This is a genomic window from Lentzea sp. NPDC051838 (assembly GCF_040681245.1).
Lineage (GTDB): Bacteria > Actinomycetota > Actinomycetes > Mycobacteriales > Pseudonocardiaceae > Lentzea.
On the sequence record NZ_JBFAYI010000003.1, the window covers coordinates 324,621 to 347,691 of the forward strand.

At 69.8% G+C, this 23,071-nt stretch carries 1 protein-coding gene (running past one end of the window); it reads left to right on the plus strand.

Features of this window, described 5'->3' with window-relative positions; genetic code table 11:
• Positions 1–4 precede the first annotated feature (4 nt).
• On the plus strand, positions 5–23,071 hold the 5' portion of the coding sequence (locus tag AB0M24_RS10220) for a type I polyketide synthase (protein WP_363763751.1). It continues 4,608 nt past the right edge of the window; the window shows 23,067 of its 27,675 coding nt (coding positions 1–23,067); it begins with the start codon at positions 5–7; its stop codon lies beyond the right edge, outside the window.

Consider the following 23,071-nt stretch of genomic DNA (forward strand, 5'->3'; position numbering starts at 1 on the left):
ACCAGTGCAGGAAGAGCAGCAGGACAAGGTTGCCGACTACCTGAGGCGAGTCACGGTCGAGTTGCGCCGGGCTCGTGAACGCGTCCTCGAGCTGGAGCAGAAGCACAGCGAGCCCATCGCGATCGTGGGCATGTCGTGCCGCTTCCCGGGCGGGGTGGTCACTCCCGAACAGCTGTGGGAGGTGGTGGCCGGCGAGCGGGACGTGGTCTCCCCGTTCCCCACCGACCGCGGCTGGGACCTCTCTTCGTTGCGCACGAGCTCCTTGGCGCAGGAGGGCGGGTTCCTGAGTGATCTCGCCGCTTTCGACGCCGACTTCTTCGGCATCTCGCCGCGCGAGGCCCTCGGCATGGACCCGCAGCAGCGCATGATGCTGGAGCTCACCTGGGAAGCCCTGGAGCGGGCGGGTTTCGATCCTTCGGCGTTGCGCGGGTCCGCCACCGGCGTCTTCGTGGGAACGAACGGACAGGACTACGCCGATCTGGTCTCGGTGGACGGCGACGGGCACGCCTCCACCGGCCTCATCGCGTCCGTCCTGTCCGGCCGCCTGTCCTACACCTTCGGCTTCGAGGGTCCCGCGGTCTCCGTCGACACGGCTTGCTCCTCGTCTTCCGTCGCGATGCACCTGGCCATGCAGGCTCTGCGTTCCGGCGAGTGCTCGCTGGCGCTGGCGGGTGGCGTGACGATCATGGCCACCCCGAACTCGTTCATCGAGTTCACGCTGCAGCGCGGTCTGGCTTCCGACGGCCGCTGCAAGGCCTTCTCCGACTCGGCCGACGGCGTGGGCTGGTCCGAGGGCGCGGGCATGCTCGTGCTGGCGAAGTTGTCCGACGCTCTTGCCTCCGGCTACCCGGTTCTCGGCCTGCTGCGCGGCTCGGCCGTCAACCAGGACGGCGCCTCGAACGGCCTGACCGCCCCGAACGGCCCCTCCCAGCAACGCGTGATCCGCGCGGCCCTGGCCTCCGCCGGTCTGTCCTTCGCCGACGTCGATGCGGTGGAAGCACACGGCACCGGCACCACCCTGGGCGACCCGATCGAGGCCGCCGCCCTGATCGCCACCTACGGTCAGGACCGCTCCGTCCCGCTCTACATCGGCTCGATCAAGTCCAACATCGGCCACACCCAGGCAGCGGCGGGCGTCGCCTCGGTGATCAAGGCCGTGCAGGCGATGCACCACGGCGTCCTGCCCCGCACCCTCCACATCACCTCACCGTCGTCGCACGTCGACTGGTCCGCCGGCGCCGTGTCGCTGTTGACCTCCGCGACCCCGTGGCCCGCCGCCGACCGTCCGCGCCGCATCGGCATCTCGTCGTTCGGTGTCTCGGGCACCAACTCGCACCTGATCGTCGAGGCGCCGCCCGTGCCCGACGGCCAGGAATTGTCAGACCCGACTGAGATGATTGGGATGGGGGGTAGCTCCCCCCAGGGGGCCCGCCAACCCGTATCGATCCAGGCGAGCGGCGCGGGCCACGCGGGTCAGGCGGGCGGCGCGGGTCAGGCGAGCGGCCCGGTGCCGTGGCTCGTCTCGGCCAAGACGGATGCCGCGCTCACCGGCCAGATCACGCAGTTCGCGGACGTGGCAGCGGACGCGAAGGACGTCGCCCATTCGCTGGCCGCGCGCGCGTTGTTCGATCACCGCGCGGTGCTCCTCGACGGCACGGAGATCGCGCGCGGCACCGTGTCCGAGAAGCAGCTCGCCATGCTGTTCACCGGCCAGGGCTCGCAGCGGCTCGGCATGGGCAAGGAGCTGTACGAGGCGTTCCCGGTGTTCCGCGCGGCGTTCGACGAGGTCGCCCGGCACCTCGACGTGCAAGCGGTGATGTGGGGCGACGACGCCGAAGCCCTGAACCAGACCGGCAACGCACAGCCCGCGCTCTTCGCGCTCCAGGTGGCGCTCTACCGCCTGGTCGAGTCGTTCGGTGTCACGCCGGACCACCTCGCCGGCCACTCCATCGGCGAGATCGCCGCCGCGCACATCGCGGGTGTGTTCAGCCTCGAAGACGCCTGCACTCTCGTCGAAGCGCGCGCCCGGCTCATGCAGGCGCTGCCACCAGGTGGCGTGATGATCGCGCTGCAGGCCACCGAAACCGAAGTCACGCCGCACCTCACGCACGGCGTCTCGATCGCGGCGATCAACGGACCGTCGGCGCTCGTCCTCGCGGGCGTTGAACAAGAGGTTCGTGGGATCGTTGAACGATTCCACGATCGCAAGACGAAGCAGCTCCAGGTCAGCCACGCGTTCCACTCGCCGCTGATGGACCCGATGCTCGACGACTTCCGCGCCGCCATCAGCACCCTGACCTTCCACGCCCCGACCATCCCCGGCCTCGAAGACGCCGCGAACGCCGAGTACTGGGTTCGCCACGTCCGCGACACGGTCCGCTTCCACGACGCCGTGACGAGCCTGGGCGACAAGAGGTTCCTGGAGATCGGCCCGGACGGAGTGCTGTCGGCGCTGGTCCAAGGCGGCGTCCCGACGTTGCGCAAAGACCGCCCCGAAGCCCACGCGCTCATCACCGCGCTCGCCCGCCTGCACGTCGAAGGCACCGAGGTCGACTGGACGCCGTTCCACGAGGGCGGGAACAGGGTCGACCTGCCGACGTACGCGTTCCAGCGGCAGCGTTTCTGGCCGTCGACCACCAAGAACGCCGACGCGTCCAGCCTCGGCCTCACCGCGGTCGGCCACCCGCTGCTCGGCGCGGCGGTCGAGCTCGCCGACGGACAGGGCGTGCTGTTCACCAGCAGGATCGGGACGCAGCCCTGGCTCGCGGACCACGTCGTCGGCGGCCGGATCCTGTTGCCCGGAACGGCTTTCGTCGAACTCGCATTGCGCGCGGGCGACGAGCTCGGCCTCGACCGCCTCGACGAGCTGACGCTGTCGGCACCGCTGGTCCTCAACGACCCCGTGCAGATTCAGGTCGCCGTCGGAGTACTCGAGGGGAACCGGCGTTCCATCGCGGTCTACTCGCGCCTCGACCAGGACACACCGTGGCTGGAGCACTGCACCGGTTTGCTCGCGTCCGGCACAACGCAGACGTTCGACACCACTGTCTGGCCTCCTGCCGGTGCGGAAGCGATTGCGCTGGAAGGGTTCTACGAGCGGTTCGCGGACAAAGGCTTCGCGTACGGGCCGTCGTTCCAGGGCCTGCGCGCGGCGTGGAGGCTCGGCGACGACGTCTACGCCGAGGTCGCCATCGACGACCCGGACCGTTATGGCCTGCACCCCGCGCTGCTCGACGCCGCTCTGCACGCCGCCGACCTCACCACGTCCGAGGGCGGCATGCCCTTCGCGTGGGAGGGAGTGTCCCTCCACGCGACCGGTGCTTCCGCGCTGCGGGTGCGAATCCGCCCCCAGGGCGAGTCTTTCGCCGTCGTGGCAACGGATCCCGACGGCACACCCGTCGTGTCGGTCGACTCCCTCGTCACTCGTCCACTCGCCGCGGACTCCGGAATCGCGCGCGAGGCGTTGTTCCACGTCGACTGGACGCCCGTCGCGCTGCCCACCGAGACCGCCGAGGTCGAAGTCGAGCTTGTGGTGTCCGACGGTGGCCCACTGGAATCCGCGCACTCACTCACCGCATGGGTCCTCGCCCGCCTGCAGCAGTGGATCGCGGACGAGCGCCAGGACCGCCTCGCGTTCGTCACGCGTCCTGGTGACCTGGGCGCGGCCGCGGTGTGGGGACTGGTGCGGTCGGCGCAGACCGAGCACCCAGGCCGTTTCGTCCTGGTCGAGTCGGATGGCGACGTTCCGGCGCACGTGTTCGCGCTGGACGAGCCCCAGATTCGTTGGCGTGACGGCGAAGCATCGGTACCCCGGCTGGCCCGATCGGCTCCCACCGACGGATTCTCCTGGCAGGGCAAGGTTCTCATCACCGGTGGCACCGGCGGTCTTGGCCTGGTGATCGCCCGCCACCTCGTCACCACACACGGCGTCCGCGACCTGCTGCTCGTGTCGCGGCGAGGTGAGGCCGACGTCGCGGACCTGGAAGCGTTGGGCGCTCAGGTGACCGTCGAGGCGTGCGACGTCTCTGATCGGGCCGCTGTTGCCGACCTGTTGGCGCGCCATGAAGTTCGCGCCGTCGTGCACACCGCCGGTGTTCTCGACGACGGCATCGTGGAGTCGCTGACGCCCGACCGCGTCGACACCGTGTTGCGCCCCAAGGTCGACGCGGCCTGGCACCTGCACGAACTCACCTCGGACCTCGACGCTTTCGTGGTGTTCTCGTCCGTGGCGGGCACCATCGGCACCGCGGGCCAGGGCAACTACGCCGCTGCCAACGCGTTCCTCGACGCGCTCATGGAACACCGTCGCGCCCACGGTTTGCCCGGCACGTCGCTCGCGTGGGGCCCTTGGATCGCGGGCATGCTGTCCGGTGCCGACGCGGAACGCATGGCGCGCACCGGAATCCCCGGCCTCACCGTCGAGCAGGGCCTCGAACTGTTCGACGCCGCAGGCAGCGGCAACGCGGTTCCGGTCCGCCTCGACCTGCCGGTGCTGCGCGGCCGCGGTGACGTCCCGCCGATGCTGCGCGGCCTGATCAAGACCCGCACGCGCCGTGTGGTCGCCGGTTCGTCGTCCGCCGCCTCGCTGGCCGGCCGCCTCGCCGGACTGGACGAGTACGGCCGCCTGGAAGCGTTGCTGGACCTCGTGCGCGGCCAGGTCGCCGCGGTCCTCGGCCACGCGGGCACCGACGAGATCGACCCCGGCCGCGCGTTCCAGTCACTCGGCTTCGACTCGCTGACCGCCGTCGAGCTCCGCAACCAGCTCACGTCCGTCACCGGCCTGCGCCTGCCCGCCACGCTGATCTTCGACTACCCGAACGCGGGCGTGCTGGCCTCCTACCTGCGCGACGAACTCTTCGGCTCCGACACGGCCGTGCCCGTCGAGGCGCGCTCCGAGGTCTCCGACGACCCGATTGTCATCGTCGGCATGGCCTGCCGCTACCCCGGAGGCGTGTCGTCGCCGGAAGACCTGTGGCGCCTCGTGGTCGACGGCGTCGACGCCGTGACGGACTTCCCGTCCAACCGCGGCTGGGACGTCGACTCCCTCTACCACCCCGATCCCGACCACATCGGCACCTCGTACACGCGTTCCGGCGGGTTCCTGCACGACGCCCCGTTGTTCGACCCGGCGTTCTTCGGCATGTCCCCGCGTGAGGCTCTGGCCACCGACTCCCAGCAACGCCTTCTGCTGGAAACCGCCTGGGAGTCGCTGGAACGCGCGGGCATCGACCCGGTTTCCCTGCGCGGCAGCGCGACGGGAGTGTTCGCCGGCGTCATGTACACCGACTACTCGGTCGTGATCAGCGGCAGCGAGTTCGAGGGCTACCAGAGCATGGGCAGCGCCGGCACGTTCGCGTCCGGTCGCGTCTCCTACAACTTCGGCTTCGAGGGCCCGGCGGTCACGGTCGACACAGCCTGCTCCTCTTCTTTGGTCGCACTGCACCTGGCGTCTCAAGCCCTCCGCAACGGCGAGTGCTCCCTTGCCCTGGCCGGCGGCGTGACCGTGATGTCCACGCCGTCCACGTTCGTCGAGTTCTCGCGCCAGCGCGGTCTCTCCGCCGACGGCCGCTGCAAGTCGTTCTCCGACACGGCCGACGGCGTGGGCTGGTCCGAGGGCGTCGGCCTCCTCGTGCTGGAGCGCCGGTCCGACGCTCTCCGCAACGGCCACACGATCTTGGCGGTCGTCCGCGGCTCCGCGATCAACCAGGACGGCGCCTCGAACGGCCTCACCGCCCCGAACGGCCCCTCCCAGCAACGCGTGATCCGCTCCGCCCTGGCCTCCGCGGGCCTGTCGGCGTCCGATGTGGACGTTGTGGAAGCCCACGGCACCGGCACCACTCTGGGCGACCCGATCGAGGCGCAGGCTTTGCTGGCGACCTACGGACAAGACCGTCCGTCGCCGCTGCTGCTGGGCTCCATCAAGTCCAACATCGGCCACTCCCAGGCCGCCGCGGGCGTCGCGGGTGTGATCAAGATGGTCCACGCGATGCACCACGGCCTTGTCCCGGCCACGCTCCACGTCGACGAGCCCTCCACCCACGTGGACTGGGAGGCCGGCGACATCACCCTGGTCACCTCGGCCACCTCGTGGCCCTTGGTCTCCCGCCCGCGCCGCGCCGGTGTCTCGTCGTTCGGCGTCTCGGGCACCAACGCCCACGTGATCCTCGAAGCCGCAACCCCACTTCCCGAACCTGTGGACAACTCGGCGCCTCTCCAGTCGGGATCGCTTCCGACGCCTTGGGTGGTGTCAGCGAAGTCGGCGACCTCGCTGGACGCCCAGGTCGAGCGCGTGCTGCGGTTGGAGGGCGATCCTTGCGACATCGGGTACTCGCTCGCGTTGAAGACCGAGTTCGACCAGCGGGCTGTGGTGCTCGGCGGGCAGGTTGTGGCCAAGGGGGCGGTGAGCGGGAGGCCGCTCGCGTACGTCTTCTCCGGGCAGGGGTCGCAGCGGCTCGGCATGGGGCGGGACCTGTACGAGGCGTTCCCGGTGTTCGCGAGCGCGTTGGACGAGGTGTTGGAGCACCTCCAAGGCGTGCGCGAGGTCATGTGGGGCGACGATGCCGACGCGCTGAACCAGACCGGGACCACGCAGCCTGCGATCTTCGCGGTCCAGGTCGCGCTGTACCGGTTGCTGGAGTCGTTCGGTGTGAAGCCCGCGCAGGTGGCCGGGCACTCGATCGGCGAGATCGCGGCCGCGCACGTCGCTGGGGTGTTGAGCCTCGAAGACGCCTGCCGGCTCGTGAGGACGCGTGCGTCGCTGATGCAGGCGTTGCCGACCGGCGGCGCGATGGTGTCGGTCATTGCTTCCGAAGAAGAGGTGCGCGCGCACCTGACTGATGGCGTGTCCATTGCCGCGGTCAACGGGCCTCGGTCCGTGGTGATCGCGGGCGTTGAAGAAGACGTGCTCGCCATCGCGGAGCGGTGGAAGAACAAGCGGCTGAAGGTCAGCCACGCGTTCCACTCGCCGTTGATGGAGCCGATGCTCGACGACTTCCGCGAGGCGATCAGCGGCCTGACGTTCCACGAGCCGCTTGTCCGCATGTCAACATCCGGACAAGTGAACAACGTCGACTACTGGGTCAACCACGTGCGTGACGTGGTCCGATTCCACGACAACGTCACTCGGCTGGGTGACGTGACGGTGGTCGAGGTCGGGCCTGATGCGCAGTTGACGGCGATGGTTGACGGGTTGATTCCGACGTTGACGCGCAACATGTCCGATGTTGAATCAATGTTGACTGCACTCAGTCAAGTACACGTTGACGGAATCAATGTTGATTGGGCGCAGCTGTATACAGGCGGTCGACGGGTTGACGTACCCACGTATGCGTTCGACCACCAGTCGTTCTGGCCGGAGACGACGGCCAGGTCGGATGTCCGGTCGGCGGGTCTGGGTGCGGTGGAGCACCCGTTGCTCGGGGCGGCCGTCGAGCTCGCCGGGGGAGCGGGCTACCTGTTCACGGCGCGGCTGTCCCGGCGGTCGTGGCTGGCCGACCACACGGTGCACGGCGCGGTGCTCGTGCCGGGCGCGGCGCTCGTCGAGCTGGCGGTGCGGGCGGCGGACGAGGTCGGTCTTGATCGCGTCGAAGAGCTGACGCTCGCGGCGCCGTTGGTGCTGCCGGAGACAGGTGGTGTCCAGGTTCAGCTGATCGTGGGAGTGCCGGAGGACGATTCGGCGAACGGCAGCCGGTCGATCACCATCTACTCCCGGCAGGAGTCGGCGGTCGACGAACCGTGGACCGAGCACGCCACCGGTGTGCTGGGGTCCGGTGCTGTGATCGCCGAGGTCGGCGAGTGGCCGCCGCGTGCGGAGGCGATCGACGTCGCGGACGCCTACGAGCGGTTCGCTGAGAACAGGTTCGAGTACGGGCCCGCGTTCCAGGGGCTGCGGGCGGCGTGGCGGGACGGTGACACGGTGTTCGCCGAGGTCGCGCTGCCCGAGGGGGCGGCGGCCGGCGGGTTCGGCCTGCACCCGGCGTTGCTCGACTCGGCACTGCACGCCGCGCTGCTCGTCGACGATGGCGCTGGGCTGCCGTTCTCGTGGGAAGGCGTGTCGCTGCACGCGACCGGTGCGACGGCGTTGCGCGTGAAGCTGACCCGAAACGCCAGCAGCATCGCGATCGCGCTGGCCGACACCGCCGGCGCGCCCGTGGCGTCGGTGGACGCTCTGGTGGTGCGGGCGGTGTCCGCCGAGCAGCTGACCACTGTGGACCGCGACTCGTTGTTCGAGCTCGGCTGGGTCGAGGTCGAGCTGCCCGCCGAGCCCGCGGCCGACGTGGTGGTGGAGCACGTTGTCGCGGAGGGAGAGGTCGTCGAGGCGACGCACACCCTTGTCGCACAGGCGTTGGCGCGGTTGCAGGAGTGGATCGCCCAGGAGCGGCCGGAGAAGCTGGTGTTCGTCACCGGCATGGACTGCTTGGCGGGCGCGGCCGTGCGGGGTCTGGTGCGGACGGCGCAGACCGAGCATCCCGGCCGGTTCGGCATCATCGACACCGACTCCGGCGAGCTCGTGCCGCGAGCGCTGGGCATCGACGAACCCGAGCTGATCATCCGAGACGGGGTCGTGAAGGCAGCCCGACTGGCACGGGCGACGGCGGCGCGGCGCGAGGTGACGTGGCAGGGGCCCGTGCTGATCACCGGCGGCACCGGTGGCCTGGGCGGTGTCATCGCGAAACACCTTGTCGCGCAAGGTGTTGACGAGCTGGTGCTGGTCAGCAGGCGCGGTGAGAAGCCTCAGTGGGTTGATGAGCTCGATGCTCGGGTCACCGTCGCGAAATGCGACGTCAGCGACCGCAAGGCGCTGCAGAAGCTTGTGAAGAAGCATCCGGTCAAGGCGGTCGTGCATGCCGCGGGTGTGCTGGATGACGGCGTGATCGAGTCGTTGACGCCTGAGCGGGTGTCGGACGTCCTGCGGCCCAAGGTCGACGCGGCCTGGAACCTGCACGAGTTGTTGCCCGAGGCGAGGTTCGTGCTGTTCTCGTCGGTGGCCGGCACGCTCGGCAGCGCGGGTCAGGGCAACTACGCGGCGGCCAACGCGTTCCTCGACGCCCTCGCCTCGCAGCGGCCGAACGCCGTCTCGCTCGCCTGGGGTGCCTGGGAAGGAGGCATGGCCGGGCATCTGTCCGAAGTGGACTTCGAACGAATGCGCCGCGCAGGCATGCCGCCGATCTCGGTGGAGCAGGGCGTCGAACTGTTCGACATGGCAGTCGCACACGGTGGCGCAGCGCTGGCGCCGTTCCGTCTCGACCTCGCGGTGCTGCGGGCCAAGGGCGAGGTGGCGCCGGTGTTGCGCGGCCTGGTCCGGACGCGCTCGAAGCGTTCCGTCGCGGGTTCCGACACCGCTGTCACGCTCGTCTCGCGGCTCTCGGCGTTGTCCGAGGCCGACCGGCTGGAAGCGCTGCTCGACGTTGTTCGCGTCGAGGTGGCCGGAGTTCTCGGGCATGGTGGTGCGCAGGCGGTCGACGCGGCGCAGCAGTTCCGCGACCTCGGTTTCGACTCGCTGACGGCGGTCGAGCTGCGCAACCGGCTGACCGCTGCCACAGGTATCCGCCTGCCTGCGACGTTGATCTTCGACTACCCGACGTCGAGTGCGTTGGCCTCCTACCTGCGCGACGAGCTGCTCGGAGCGGTGTCGCCAGCGCTGCCCGTGGTGCCGGGGGTGTCCACTTCGGACGATCCGATCGTGATCGTCGGCATGGCCTGCCGTTACCCCGGCGGCGTGACCACGCCGGAAGAGCTGTGGCAGCTGGTGATCGACGAGGTCGACGCCGTCACCGGCTTCCCGTCCGACCGCGGCTGGGACCTCGAAGGCCTCTACCACCCGGATCCCGACCACATCGGCACCTCCTACACGCGCTCGGGTGGCTTCCTGCACGACGCGGCCGAGTTCGATCCGTCGTTCTTCGGCATGTCGCCGCGGGAGGCGCTCGCGACGGACACGCAGCAGCGCCTTCTGCTGGAAACCGCCTGGGAGGCCTTGGAACGGGCGGGTATCGACCCGACCTCGTTGCGGGGCAGCGCGACCGGCGTGTTCACCGGCTTGATGTACAACGACTACCAGTCCGTCGTCGGTGGCGGCGACATGGAAGGCCACCAGGGACAGGGCAGCGCGGGCAGCGTCGCTTCCGGCCGCGTGTCCTACGTGTTCGGCTTCGAGGGCCCGGCGGTCACCGTCGACACGGCCTGCTCGTCGTCGCTCGTCGCGATGCACTGGGCGATCCAGTCGCTGCGGTCGGGGGAGTGCTCGCTCGCTCTGGCCGGTGGTGTGACGGTGATGTCCACGCCGTCGACGTTCATCGAGTTCTCCCGGCAGCGCGGTGTTTCCGAGGACGGCCGTTCGAAGGCGTTCTCGGACTCTGCTGACGGCGTGGGCTGGGCCGAGGGCATCGGCCAGGTCGTGCTGGAACGCCAGTCGGACGCCCTGCGCAACGGGCACCGGATCCTCGCGGTCGTGCGCGGCTCCGCGGTCAACCAGGACGGCGCGTCGAACGGCCTCACCGCACCCAACGGCCCGTCGCAGCAACGCGTCATCCGCGCGGCGCTGGCCTCGGCAGGCTTGTCGGTCGCCGATGTCGACGCGGTGGAAGCGCACGGCACCGGCACTCCGCTGGGAGACCCGATCGAGGCGCAGGCTCTGCTCGCGACCTACGGCCAGGACCGCGCTGAGCCTCTGCTGCTGGGTTCCATCAAGTCGAACATCGGCCACTCGCAGGCCGCGGCCGGTGTCGCGTCCGTGATCAAGATGGTGCAGGCGCTGCACCACGGCGTGCTGCCGCGCACTCTGCACGTCACGGAGCCGTCGTCGCACGTCGACTGGGAGGCAGGCGACGTCGAGCTGCTGACGTCGTCTCGCCCGTGGCCCGCGGTCTCTCGTCCGCGTCGTGCTGGTGTCTCGTCGTTCGGCGTCTCGGGCACGAACGCGCACGTCATCCTGGAAGCCCCGGAATTGTCAGACCTGCCTGAGATGATTGGGATGGGGGGTGGATCCCCCCAGGGGGTCGGCCAACCCGTATCGATCCAGGCGGACGCGGCGGGCCAGGCCGACGTTGCGGACCAGGCGGGTTCTGCGGGCGACGCGGGTTCGGGGCGCCAGGCGGGTTCGGCGAGCGACGCCGGTTCAGCGCATGAGGCGGGTTCTGCGGGCGACGCGGGTCCAGCGCATCAGGCGGGCTCCGCGCGCGACGCGGGATCAGGGCACCCGGCAGGTTCTGCGGGCGACGCGGGTTCAGGACACCAGTCGGATCATGCAGGCGGCACTGTGCCGTGGCTGGTGTCGGCGAAGTCGGCGGACGCGCTCGAGGCCCAGATCGAGCGGGTCAAGGCAGTGGACGCGGACGCGATCGACGTCGGGTTCACGCTGGCCGCGCGGGCGAGCTTCGACCACCGCGCGGTGATCATCGGCGACGACGTGGTCACCGGGCACGTAGGGACCACGGGCAAGGCCGTCTTCGTGTTCCCCGGCCAAGGTTCGCAATGGGTCGGCATGGGGCGCGACCTGCTGGCGACCAACGAGGTGTTCGCGCAAAAGATCACCGAGTGCGACGAGGCTCTGAGGCCGTTCGTCAGCTGGTCGCTCACCGAGGTGCTCAGGGACGAGCTGGAGCTGGACCAGGTCGACGTCGTGCAGCCCGTGCTGTGGGCGGTCATGGTGTCGCTGGCCGAGGTGTGGCGCTCATACGGCGTCGAGCCGCAGGCGGTGGTCGGGCATTCGCAGGGTGAGATCGCGGCGGCGGCGGTCGCGGGGGCGTTGAGCCTGCGGGACGCGGCGTGCGTGGTGGCGCTCAGGTCGCAGGCGGTGGACGAGGCGTTGTCGCGGCGTGGTGGCATGTTGTCGGTGTCGCTGCCCGTCGACGAGGTGCGGCCGCTGATCGCGCGTTACGGCGAGCGGGTGGCTGTGGCGGCGGTCAACGGGCCGCGGTCGACCGTTGTCGCGGGCGAGGTCGAGGCGCTGGCGGAGATCGTGGCCGAGTGCGTCGAGAAGGAAGTCCGGGCGCGGATGATCGCGGTGGACTACGCGTCGCACACGCCGCAGGTCGAGGCGATCCGCGAGCGGGTGCTCAGCGATCTCGCCAACATCGAGCCCCGCACGAGCACGATCCCCTTGTACTCCACGGTGACCGGCGAGCCGATCGACACCGCGATCATGGACGCCGGCTACTGGTACACCAACCTGCGGCAGACCGTCGAGTTCCAGAACGCCACGAACGCCTTGCTGCGCGACGGTTTCCGGTTCTTCGTCGAGCCGAGCGCGCACCCGGTGCTGACGATCGGCGTCGAGCAGACCGCCGCGGACACCGACGCGGTCGTGCTGGGAACGTTGAGGCGCAACGAAGGTGACCACAAGCAGCTGCTGACGGCGCTCGCGCAGGCACACGTCAGCGGTCTCGACGTCAGGTGGGACTTCCCCGGCGGCAAGCTGATCGACCTGCCCACGTACGCGTTCCAGCGGCAACGGTTCTGGCCCGCCGGGCAACTCCGGTCGGGCGACCCGTCCGGGCTCGGGCTCAGCGCGGTCGAGCATCCGCTGCTCGGCGCGGCGGTCAGCGTCGCGGGCAGCGAGGACGTGCTGTTCACGTCGAGGCTGTCGGCGCGCTCGCACCCGTGGCTGCGGGATCACGCGGTCAGCGGCACGATCCTGTTCCCCGGCACGGCGTTCGTGGAACTGGCGGTCCGGGCCGGCGACGAGGTCGGCTGCGAGAAGCTCGACGAGCTCACGATCTCCGCGCCGCTCGTGCTCGACGGATCGGTGCAGCTGCAGGTCGCGGTGCGGGGAGCGGAAAGCAGCCGGTCGGTCACGATCTACTCCCGCACTGAGGACGACGCGCCGTGGATCGAGCACGCCTCCGGCACGCTGTCGACCGGTAGCGCGGCCAGTGACTTCGACGCGACGACGTGGCCGCCTGACGCGGAAAGCGTTGACGTTGAAGGAGCTTACGAGCGGTTCGCGGACATGGGCTTCGAGTACGGGCCCGCGTTCCAGGGACTGCGCGCGGTGTGGCGGGACGGCGACGACGTCTACGCCGAAGTGACGACCTCCCAGGACACCGCGGGATTCGGTCTGCACCCGGCTTTGCTCGATTCCGCACTGCACGCCGCGTTGCTCGCGAAGGACGGCGCCGGGTTGCCGTTCTCGTGGGAAGGCGTGTCGCTGCACGCCACCGGCGCCACGGAGCTGCGAGCGAGGTTGCGCTCCAACGGTGACACGATGGAGATCGCGCTCGCCGACACCACCGGACAGCCTGTCGCCACGGTCGAGTCACTCGTCGTGCGGCCAGTCGCGTTGCCGCAGAACGAGGTTGAACGTGACTCGTTGTTCCGCATCGAGTGGAGCCCGGTCGCGTTGCCTGAGGACGCGGCCGAGAACGTGGTCGTGGAGCATGTCGTCGGCGACGGCGACGTCATCGAGTCGACGCGGGCGCTGACGGCGCGGGTGCTCGCCAAGCTGCAGGAGTGGATCACGACGGAGAGGGCCGAGCGGCTCGCTTTCGTGACGCGCGAGGGAGATCTGGCCGGGCAGGCGGTGTGGGGGCTGGTGCGATCGGCGCAGACCGAGCACCCCGGCCGGTTCGTGCTGGCCGACATCGACGACGATGCCGTTCTGCCGCAAGCGCTTGCTGCGGACGAACCGCAGTTGCGGATCAGGCAGGGCCAGCTGCAGGCACCGCGCCTGGCACGTGCGGCGGCGGCACAGCAGACGACTTGGGAAAGCCCGGTGCTGATCACCGGTGGTGGCGGGCTCGGTGGTGTGATCGCACAGCACCTCGTCGCCGAGCACGGCGTCACGGAACTGATCCTCGCCAGCCGCAGCGGCAAGAAGCCGGACTGGGAGGTTGACGCGACCGTCAAGGTCGTCAAGTGCGATGTCAGTGACCGCAAGGCCTTGCAGAGGTTGCTGAAGAAGCACCCGGTCAAGTCGGTCGTGCACACCGCCGGCGTGCTGGACGACGGCGTGATCGAGTCGTTGACGCCGGAGCAGCTCGACATCGTGCTGCGGCCCAAGGTCGACGCCGCGTGGCACCTGCACGAGTTGTTGCCCGAGGCCAGGATCGTGCTGTTCTCGTCCGCCGCGGGCATTCTCGGCGGTGCGGGACAGGGCAACTACGCCGCGGCCAACGCGTTCCTCGACGCGCTCGCCCAGCACCGGCCGAACACCGTGTCGCTGGCCTGGGGCACCTGGGAAGCGACCGTCGGCCTCACCGGCTCGTTGACCGAGGCCGACCGGGAACGCCTGGTGCGCGCGGGAATGCCGCCGATCACCCCGTCCCAGGGCACCGCGCTGTTCGACGCGGCCGTCGCGAGCGGCGAAGCGGTGCTGCTGCCCGCACGCCTCGACCTGGCGACGTTGCGGGCGCAGGGCGACGTTCCCTCGTTGCTGCGCGGCCTGATCCGCACTCGCGCACGCCGCACCGTCGCCGGTTCGGACACGGCGACGGGCTTGGCCGCGAAGCTGCGGCCGTTGGGCTCGCAGGAACGCCTCGACGCGCTGCTCGACCTGATCCGTGCGCAGGTCAGCGCGGTGCTGGCGCTGGAGAGCTTCGATGCCGGGCGGGCGTTCCGCGACCTCGGCTTCGACTCGCTCACCGCCGTCGACCTGCGCAACCGGCTCACCGCGGTCACCGGGCTGCGGCTCCCCGCGACTCTGGTGTTCGACTACCCGACCGCCCACGTGCTGGCTTCCTTCCTGCGCGACGAGCTGTTCGGCAGCGACGACGTCGTTGTTGCCGCGAAACGAGTTCTGGACGACGACCCGATCGTCGTCGTCGGGATGGCGTGCCGGTTCCCCGGCGGTGTTTCGACGCCGGAGGACCTGTGGCAGCTGGTGCTCGACGGCACGGACGCGATCTCCGAGTTCCCGTCCGACCGCGGCTGGGACCTCGACTCGCTGTTCTCCGGCAACGACATCGGCACCTCTGCGACGCGGCTCGGCGGCTTCCTGCACGACGCGGGGGAGTTCGACCCGGCGTTCTTCGGCATGTCGCCACGGGAAGCCCTGGCCACCGACTCCCAGCAGCGCCTGCTGCTGGAAACCGCCTGGGAGGCCTTCGAACGCGCCGGGATCGACCCGGTTTCGTTGCGGGGCAGCGACACCGGTGTGTTCGCCGGTGTCATGTACAACGACTACGCGCAGCTGCTCGGCGGTGAGTTCGAGGGCCACCACGGCACCGGGTCGTCGCCGTCGGTCGCGTCCGGACGAGTGTCCTATGTGCTCGGTCTGGAAGGTCCTGCCGTCACGATCGACACCGCTTGTTCGTCGTCTCTGGTCGCGATGCACCTCGCCGTGCAGTCGCTGCGGACGGGGGAGTCGTCGCTGGCTCTTGCCGGTGGTGTCGCGGTGATGTCGACGCCCGCGACGTTCATCGAGATCTCCCGGCAGCGCGGCGTCTCGTCGGACGGGCGGTGCAAGGCGTTCTCCGAGGGCGCGGACGGCACCGGGTTCTCCGAGGGTGTCGGTCTGCTGGTGCTGGAACGGCAGTCGGATGCCGTCAGGAACGGCCACAACGTGCTCGCGGTGCTGAAGGGCACCGCGGTCAACCAGGACGGTGCGTCGAACGGCCTCACCGCGCCGAACGGACCTTCGCAGCAACGGGTGATCCGCGCGGCTCTGGCCGCGGCGGGCCTGTCGCCTCTGGACGTCGATGCCGTTGAGGCGCACGGCACCGGTACGTCTCTGGGCGACCCGATCGAGGCGCAGGCGCTGCTCGCGGTGTACGGGCAGGAGCGCGCCGAGCCGCTCTACCTGGGCTCGATCAAGTCGAACATCGGCCACACCCAGTCGGCCGCGGGTGTCGCGGGCGTGATCAAGATGATCATGGCTCTGCGCCACGGCGTGTTGCCGCAGACGCTGCACGTCTCCGCGCCCTCCTCGCACATCGAGTGGGACGCGGGCGCTGTCGAGCTGCTCACCTCGTCGCGCGACTGGCCGACCCTCGATCGGCCGCGCCGCGCCGGCGTCTCGTCGTTCGGCATCAGCGGCACGAACGCGCACGTCATCCTTGAGGCGCCGGAATTGTCAGACCTGCCTGAGATGATTGGGATGGGGGGTGGCTCCCCCCAGGGGGCCGGCCAACCCGTATCGATCCAGGCAGGTCAGGCAGGTCAGGCAGGTGGTGTGGTGCCGCTGCCGATCTCGGCCAAGTCGGCGGGAGCGCTGCGGGCCCAGGTCGAGCGGATCAAGGCGCTGGTCGAGCGCGGGGTGCCGGCGAACGACGTCGGGTATTCGCTGGCCGGCAGGAGCAGGTTCGAGCACCGCGCGGTGATCGTCGGCGACGAGGTCGTCGAAGGAATCGCAGGCCAGGAGTCGGGCCCCGTGTTCGTGTTCCCCGGCCAGGGCAGCCAGTGGCACGGCATGGCGGTGAAGCTGCTCGACGAGGACGAGACGTTCGCGCGGTGGATGCGCGAGGCGGACCGGGCGATCGCGGAGCACGTCGGCTGGTCGGTGATCGACACGCTCCAGGGCGACGCGGAGCTGCTGGAGCGCATCGAGGTTCTGCAGCCCGCGCTGTTCGCGATCATGATCTCGCTGGCTCAGACCTGGCGGGCGAACGGGGTCGAGCCCGCGGCGGTCGTCGGCCATTCGCAGGGTGAGATCGCCGCCGCGTACATCGCCGGTGCGCTCAGCCTGGAGCAGGCCGCGAAGATCGTGGTGAAGCGGTCGCAGCTGTTCGCGGACGAGCTCGTCGGCAACGGCGCGGTCGCCAGCATCGCGTTGCCCGCCACCGAAGTCGTGCTCCCGGACGGACTGGCGATCGCGGGCGTCAACAGCCCGCACGCCTGCACGGTCGCCGGCGCGATTCCCGCACTCGAAGCATTCGTCGCGAGCTGCACGGCCAAGGACATCCGCGCCCGCGTGATCGGCAGCACGGTCGCCTCGCACTGCGCGCAGGTCGACCGGCTGCGCGACCAGATCCTGGAGCTGTTCGCGGACATCACGCCGCAGACCGGCAGCATCCCGTTCTACTCGACCGTCACGGCGGAGCGCATCGACACGGCGAGCCTCGACGCCGAGTACTGGTTCCAGAACGCCCGCCGGCCCGTCAGCTTCGCGAAGGTTGTAGAGAAGCTGGTCGAAGACGGTCACCGCGTGCTCATCGAGTCGAGCGCGCATCCCGTGCTGATGTTGCCCGCCCAGCAGACCGCCGAGGCCGTGAACACCGAGATCGTCGCCATCGGGTCGCTGAGGCGCGACCAGGGCGACAAGCACCGGTTCACGACGTCGCTCGCCGAGGCGTGGGTCGCCGGGCTGGACGTGCAGTGGCTGTACCCCGGCGGCAGGAACGTGCTGCTGCCGACGTATCCGTTCGACCGGCAGAGGTTCTGGCCGGAACCGCTCGTCAAGGACACCTCCGACCCGGTCGACGCCGAGTTCTGGGAGCTCGTCGACAACGGCGGCCTGGAGGACATCGGCGTCGAACGAGACGTCGCGCACACGCTCGCGCAGTGGCGCAACCGCCGCAAGTCCGAATCCACAATGGACACCTGGCGGTATCGCGACCAGTGGACCCCGGTCACGATCACCGGAGCACCGACCGGCACGTGGCTCGTCGTCACGCAAGGCACCGAAGCCCAAGACGTGATCGACGCGCTCAACGCCGACCACCTCGACGTCGACGAGCGGATCAGTCGCGAAGACCTCATCGCGCGCCTGCCGGAGACGATCGACGGCGTCATCGCCATGACCGGCTTGCAAGCGACGATCACGTTGGTGCAAGCACTGGCCGAAGCCGGTGTCAGCGCACCGGTCTGGGCCGTCACGCGTCAGGGCATCGCGATCGGCGGCGAACCGGTCGACCCGGCGCAGACCGCGATCTGGGGCCTCGGCCGGGTCGCCGCGCTCGACCTGCCCCGCCGCTGGGGCGGTCTGATCGACCTGCCCGAGAAGCTGGACGGCAAGGCCGCGCAACGGTTCGCGGCCGTGCTGACCGGCTCCGAGGACCAGGTCGCGATCAGGGACAACGGCGTGTTCGCGCGCCGTCTCGTCCGCACGAACGCCCACCACAGCCCGGAGTTCGCCGCGTCCGGCACGGTGCTCATCACCGGCGGCACGGGCGCGCTCGGCGGCCATGTGGCGCGCTGGATGGCCGAAGCCGGCGCCGAACACCTCGTGCTCACCAGCCGCCGCGGCCTCGACGCCCCCGGTGCGGCGGAACTCAAGGCAGAGCTGGAGAACACCACCCGCGTCACGATCGCCGCCTGCGACGCGGCGGACCGGGACGCGCTGGCAGAGCTGCTCGCGGGTATCGACGACCTCACGACGGTCGTGCACGCGGCGGGCATCGGCACCGGCGACGCGCCGATCGACGAGCTCAGGTATGAGGACGTCACCGCGTTGCTCGACACGAAGATCACCGCGGCGAAACACCTGCACGAACTGGCGCCGCAAGCCCGTTTCATCCTGTTCTCGTCGGGTGCGGCGAGCTGGGGCAGCGGCGGCCAGCCCGCGTACGGGGCGGCCAACGCCTACCTCGACGGCCTCGCGCACCTGCGCCGGTCGCAGGGCCTCAAGGCGACGTCGATCGCGTGGGGCGCGTGGGCGGACGCCGGCATGGCCGCCGACCACGGCATGTACGAGGCGCTGCAACGGATCGGCATCGGCTCGATGCCGCCCGAGCTCGCGATGAGGGTGCTGCGCCAGGCCGTCGCCGACGACCAGACCCAGCTCACCGTCACGAACATCGACTGGGCGAGGTTCGCGCCGAGCTTCACCGCCGAACGCCCGAGCCCGCTGCTCACCGGCATCGCGGAAGTCCGCGCGGCGCTCGCCGAGGAGCCTGTCGAGGAGTCGGAGCTCAAGCAGCGTCTGGCGAAGCTCACCGAGGCCGAACGGGACCGCGCGCTGCTCGACCTCGTGCGCGCCGAGGCGGCGAAGACGTTGGGCTACGCGGAAAGCGACCAGGTTCCGGTCGGCAGGGCGTTCCGCGAACTGGGCTTCGACTCGGTCACCGCGGTCGAGATGCGCAACCGCCTCAAGACCGCGACCGGGCTCGCGCTGCCCGCGACGCTCGTGTTCGACTATCCGACCGCGACCACGTTGTCGCGGCACCTGCGGGACGAGCTGTTCGGTGGCACGCACCAGATCGAGGTGCGCGCGGCTGTCCAGGTCACCGACGACCCGATCGCGATCGTCGGCATCGGCTGCCGTTACCCCGGAGGTGTCACGACACCGGAAGCGTTGTGGGATCTGGTGTTCGAGGGCCGCGACGTGATCTCGCGGTTCCCGACGGACCGCGGCTGGGACCTCGATCGGCTTGCCAGCTCGACGTTCGAGGGCGGCTTCCTCGACGCCGTCGCCGAATTCGACGCGGGCTTCTTCGGAATCTCGCCGCGCGAGGCCGTCGTGATGGACCCGCAGCAACGCCTCCTGCTCGAAACCTCCTGGGAGGCCTTGGAACGCGCGGGCATCGACCCGACGTCGTTGAAGGGCAGCCTGACCGGCGTCTTCGTCGGCACGACCGGTCAGGACTACGAGTCGCTGCTCAACCGGTCGCTGGAGGAGACCGGCCCGTACGCGACGACCGCGTTCTCGGCCTCGGTGCTGTCCGGCCGCATCTCCTACCTGCTCGGCCTCGAAGGCCCCGCGGTCACCATCGACACGGCCTGTTCCTCGTCTTTGGTGGCAATGCACTGGGCTTCGCAGGCCTTGCGCAACGGCGAGTGCGACCTCGCTCTGGCCGGTGGTGTCGCGGTCATGACGACACCGAACGCCTACTCCGCCTTCACCTCCGCGGGCGGGCTCGCGCCGGACGGGCGCTGCAAGGCGTTCGCCGAGGCGGCTGACGGCACCGGATGGTCCGAGGGCGCCGGCGTGGTGCTGCTGGAACGGTTGTCGGACGCACGTCGCAACGGGCACGAGGTCTTGGCCGTGCTGCGCGGCTCGGCGATCAACCAGGACGGCGCGTCGAACGGCCTCACCGCGCCGAACGGACCGTCGCAGCAGCGCGTGATCCGGCAGGCGCTGGCGAACGCGGGTTTGCGGCCGTCCGAAGTGGACGCTGTCGAGGCACACGGCACGGGTACTACGTTGGGTGACCCGATCGAAGCGCAAGCGGTGCTCGCGACGTACGGGCAGAACCGGGAAACGCCGCTGCTGCTCGGCTCCATCAAGTCGAACCTCGGCCACCCGCAGTCGGCCGGTGGTGTCGCCGGTGTGATCAAGATGATCATGGCACTGCGTCACAGTGTGCTGCCGCAGACGCTGCACGTCGACGCTCCTTCGTCCAATGTGGAATGGCAGACCGGCAACGTCGAGCTGCTCACCGAACGCCGTGACTGGACGGCGAACGGTCATCCGCGGCGCGCTGGTGTGTCGTCGTTCGGTGTGTCCGGCACGAACGCGCACGTGATCATCGAGGAGGCGCCGGAGTTCGCTGCCGCTGCTCCTGTGGCGACGGCTCAGGCTTCCGTGCTGCCACTGGTGGTGTCGGGCCGGTCCGAGGAGGCACTGGCGGATCAGCTTGCGCGCCTGGGTTCTGTCGACGCCTCGCAGCTCGACCTCGCTTACTCTCTTGCCGTGTCGCGCAGCGCGTTCGAGCACCGGGTGGTGCTCGTCGACGGTGTGGAGATCGCCAGGGGAGAAGCGGCTGAGCGCGACCTGGCGCTGCTGTTCACCGGGCAGGGTTCGCAGCGGCTCGGCATGGGACGTGAGCTTTACGAGCGGTTCCCGGTGTTCGCGGAGGCGTTCGACGCCGTGCTCGCGCATCTCGACCCGTCGTTGCGGTCGATCATGTGGGGCGAGGACGCCGACGCGCTGAACCAGACCGGCACCGCGCAGCCCGCGATCTTCGCGCTGGAAGTGGCACTGTTCCGGCTGGCGGAGTCGCTCGGTCTCAGGCCCGACCGGCTCGCGGGCCACTCGATCGGCGAGATCGCGGCCGCGCACGTCGCGGGCGTGTTCAGCCTCGAAGACGCGTGCACGCTCATCTCCGCGCGGGCATCGCTCATGCAAGCGTTGCCGGCCGGTGGCGCGATGATCGCGATCGAGGCTGCCGAGGACGAGATCGCGCCTCTGCTCACCGCTGGCGTTTCCATCGCCGCGGTCAACGGTCCGAACTCCGTGGTCATCGCCGGTGTTGAACAAGAGGCTCGTCGGATTGTTGAACAACTCCACGATCGCAAGTCGAAGCAGCTCAAGGTGTCGCACGCGTTCCACTCGCCGTTGATGGAGCCGATGCTGGACGACTTCCGCGCGGCGATCTCCGGCATTTCGTTCAACGATCCGACGATTCCGCTGTTGACTGGTGGGATTGTTCAACAATCCGAGTACTGGGTCCGGCACGTCCGGGAGACCGTGCGGTTCCACGACACGGTGCGCGCGCTCGACGGCAGCGCGTTCCTGGAGATCGGGCCCGACGGCGTGCTGTCGGCGATGGTCAGCGGAATCCCGTTGCTGCGCAAGGATCGTGGCGAGGAGCAGGCGTTCGTCGCCGGGCTCGCCCGTCTGCACGTCGGCGGCGCGACCGTGGACTGGAGCGCGCTGTTCGACGGTACGGGTGCGCGGCGGGTCGAACTGCCGACGTACGCGTTCCAGCACGAGCGTTATTGGCCGACCGTGCTCGACGTCGAGCCGGTCGACCGCGCGAAGTCCTCTGTGGACTCGTGGCGGCATCGCGAGTCGTGGGAGCGGATCACGCCGCGTGGCAACGTTTCCGGTACGTGGCTGGTGCTCGGCCCCGAGGACGACTTCGCTCGCGAGGTCGCGTCGGCTGTTGGCGGCGTTGTGATGCAGGAGGTTCCGGAGACGGCGTTCGACGGGATCGTGTCGCTGCTGGCGTTGGACCCTGCGGTCGACGAGAACGGTGTACCACGTGGCGTGGTCGCGACGATGGAGCTGATCCAGTCGTTGGCGCGCAAGGGTGTCAATGCGCCGGTGTGGGCGGTGACGCGCGGCGCCGGAGTCAGTCCGACGCAGAGTGCGATGTGGGGCCTCGGCCGGGTGGCTGCTTTGGAGCTGCCTGCTCAGTGGGGCGGTTTGGTCGACGTCACCGGTGATGTCTCGTTGCTCGGTGCTGTGCTCGTCGGCGACGAGACCGAAGTCGAGATTCGTGCGGAGGGCGTGTTCGCGCGGCGTTACGACGCTGCGGCGCCAACCGATGCGATGTGGGAACCGCACGGCACCGTGATCGTCACTGGTGGCACGGGTGCGCTGGGCGCGCATGTCGCCCGCGACCTGAAGGACCGCGGCGTCTCGAAGATCGTGCTGGTCAGTCGGCGTGGTCTGGACGCGCCGGGTGCCGCGGAGTTGCGTGACTCGGTGGGTGCGGAGGTCGTGGCGTGCGACGTCGCGGACCGGGAGGCTGTCTCGCGGTTGCTGGCCGAGTACTCGCCGAACGCCATTGTGCACACCGCGGGCGTGCTGAGTGATGGTGTGCTGGAAGGCCTTGCGCCGGAACGGTTCGCGGACGTGTTCCGGTCGAAGGTCGCGTCGGCGTTGGTGCTCGACGAGCTGACTCGTGGGCTGGAGCTGGACGCGTTCGTGCTGTTCTCGTCGGTCGCGGGTGCTCTCGGCAACCCCGGCCAGGCCAACTACGCGGCCGCGAACGCCGTGCTCGACGCCATCGCGCGCGACCGTCGCGCGGTCGGCCTGCCCGCGACGTCGATCGCGTGGGGTGCGTGGGCCGGTTCGGGCATGGCGGACGGCGTGGGCGCGGACCTGAGCGCGATCACGATGCGGCCGGACCTGGCCGTGGAGTTGATGTGGCGTGCGGTCGCGGAGTCCGAGCCGACCGTGGCCATCGCGATCCTTCCGCCGAAGCCCAAGGTGCGTAAGCCGATCTTGAGCGGCGATGTGCTGGAGGTCGTGCGCACGGCGGTCGCGTCGGTGCTCGGGTACGCCGGAGGGCACGCGGTGGGCGTGGACAAGGAGTTCCGCGACCTCGGCTTCGACTCGCTGACCGCTGTCGAGCTGCGCAACCAGCTGTCGGCGGCGACCGGCCAGACGTTGCCCGCCTCTCTCGTCTACGACTACCCGACGCCGCGCCGTCTCGCCGACCATCTGCGCGGTGGGGCCGTCGAGGAGGAGGTGACGTCCGCACGCGCCGATGAACCGATCGCGATCGTCGGCATGGCGTGCCGTTTC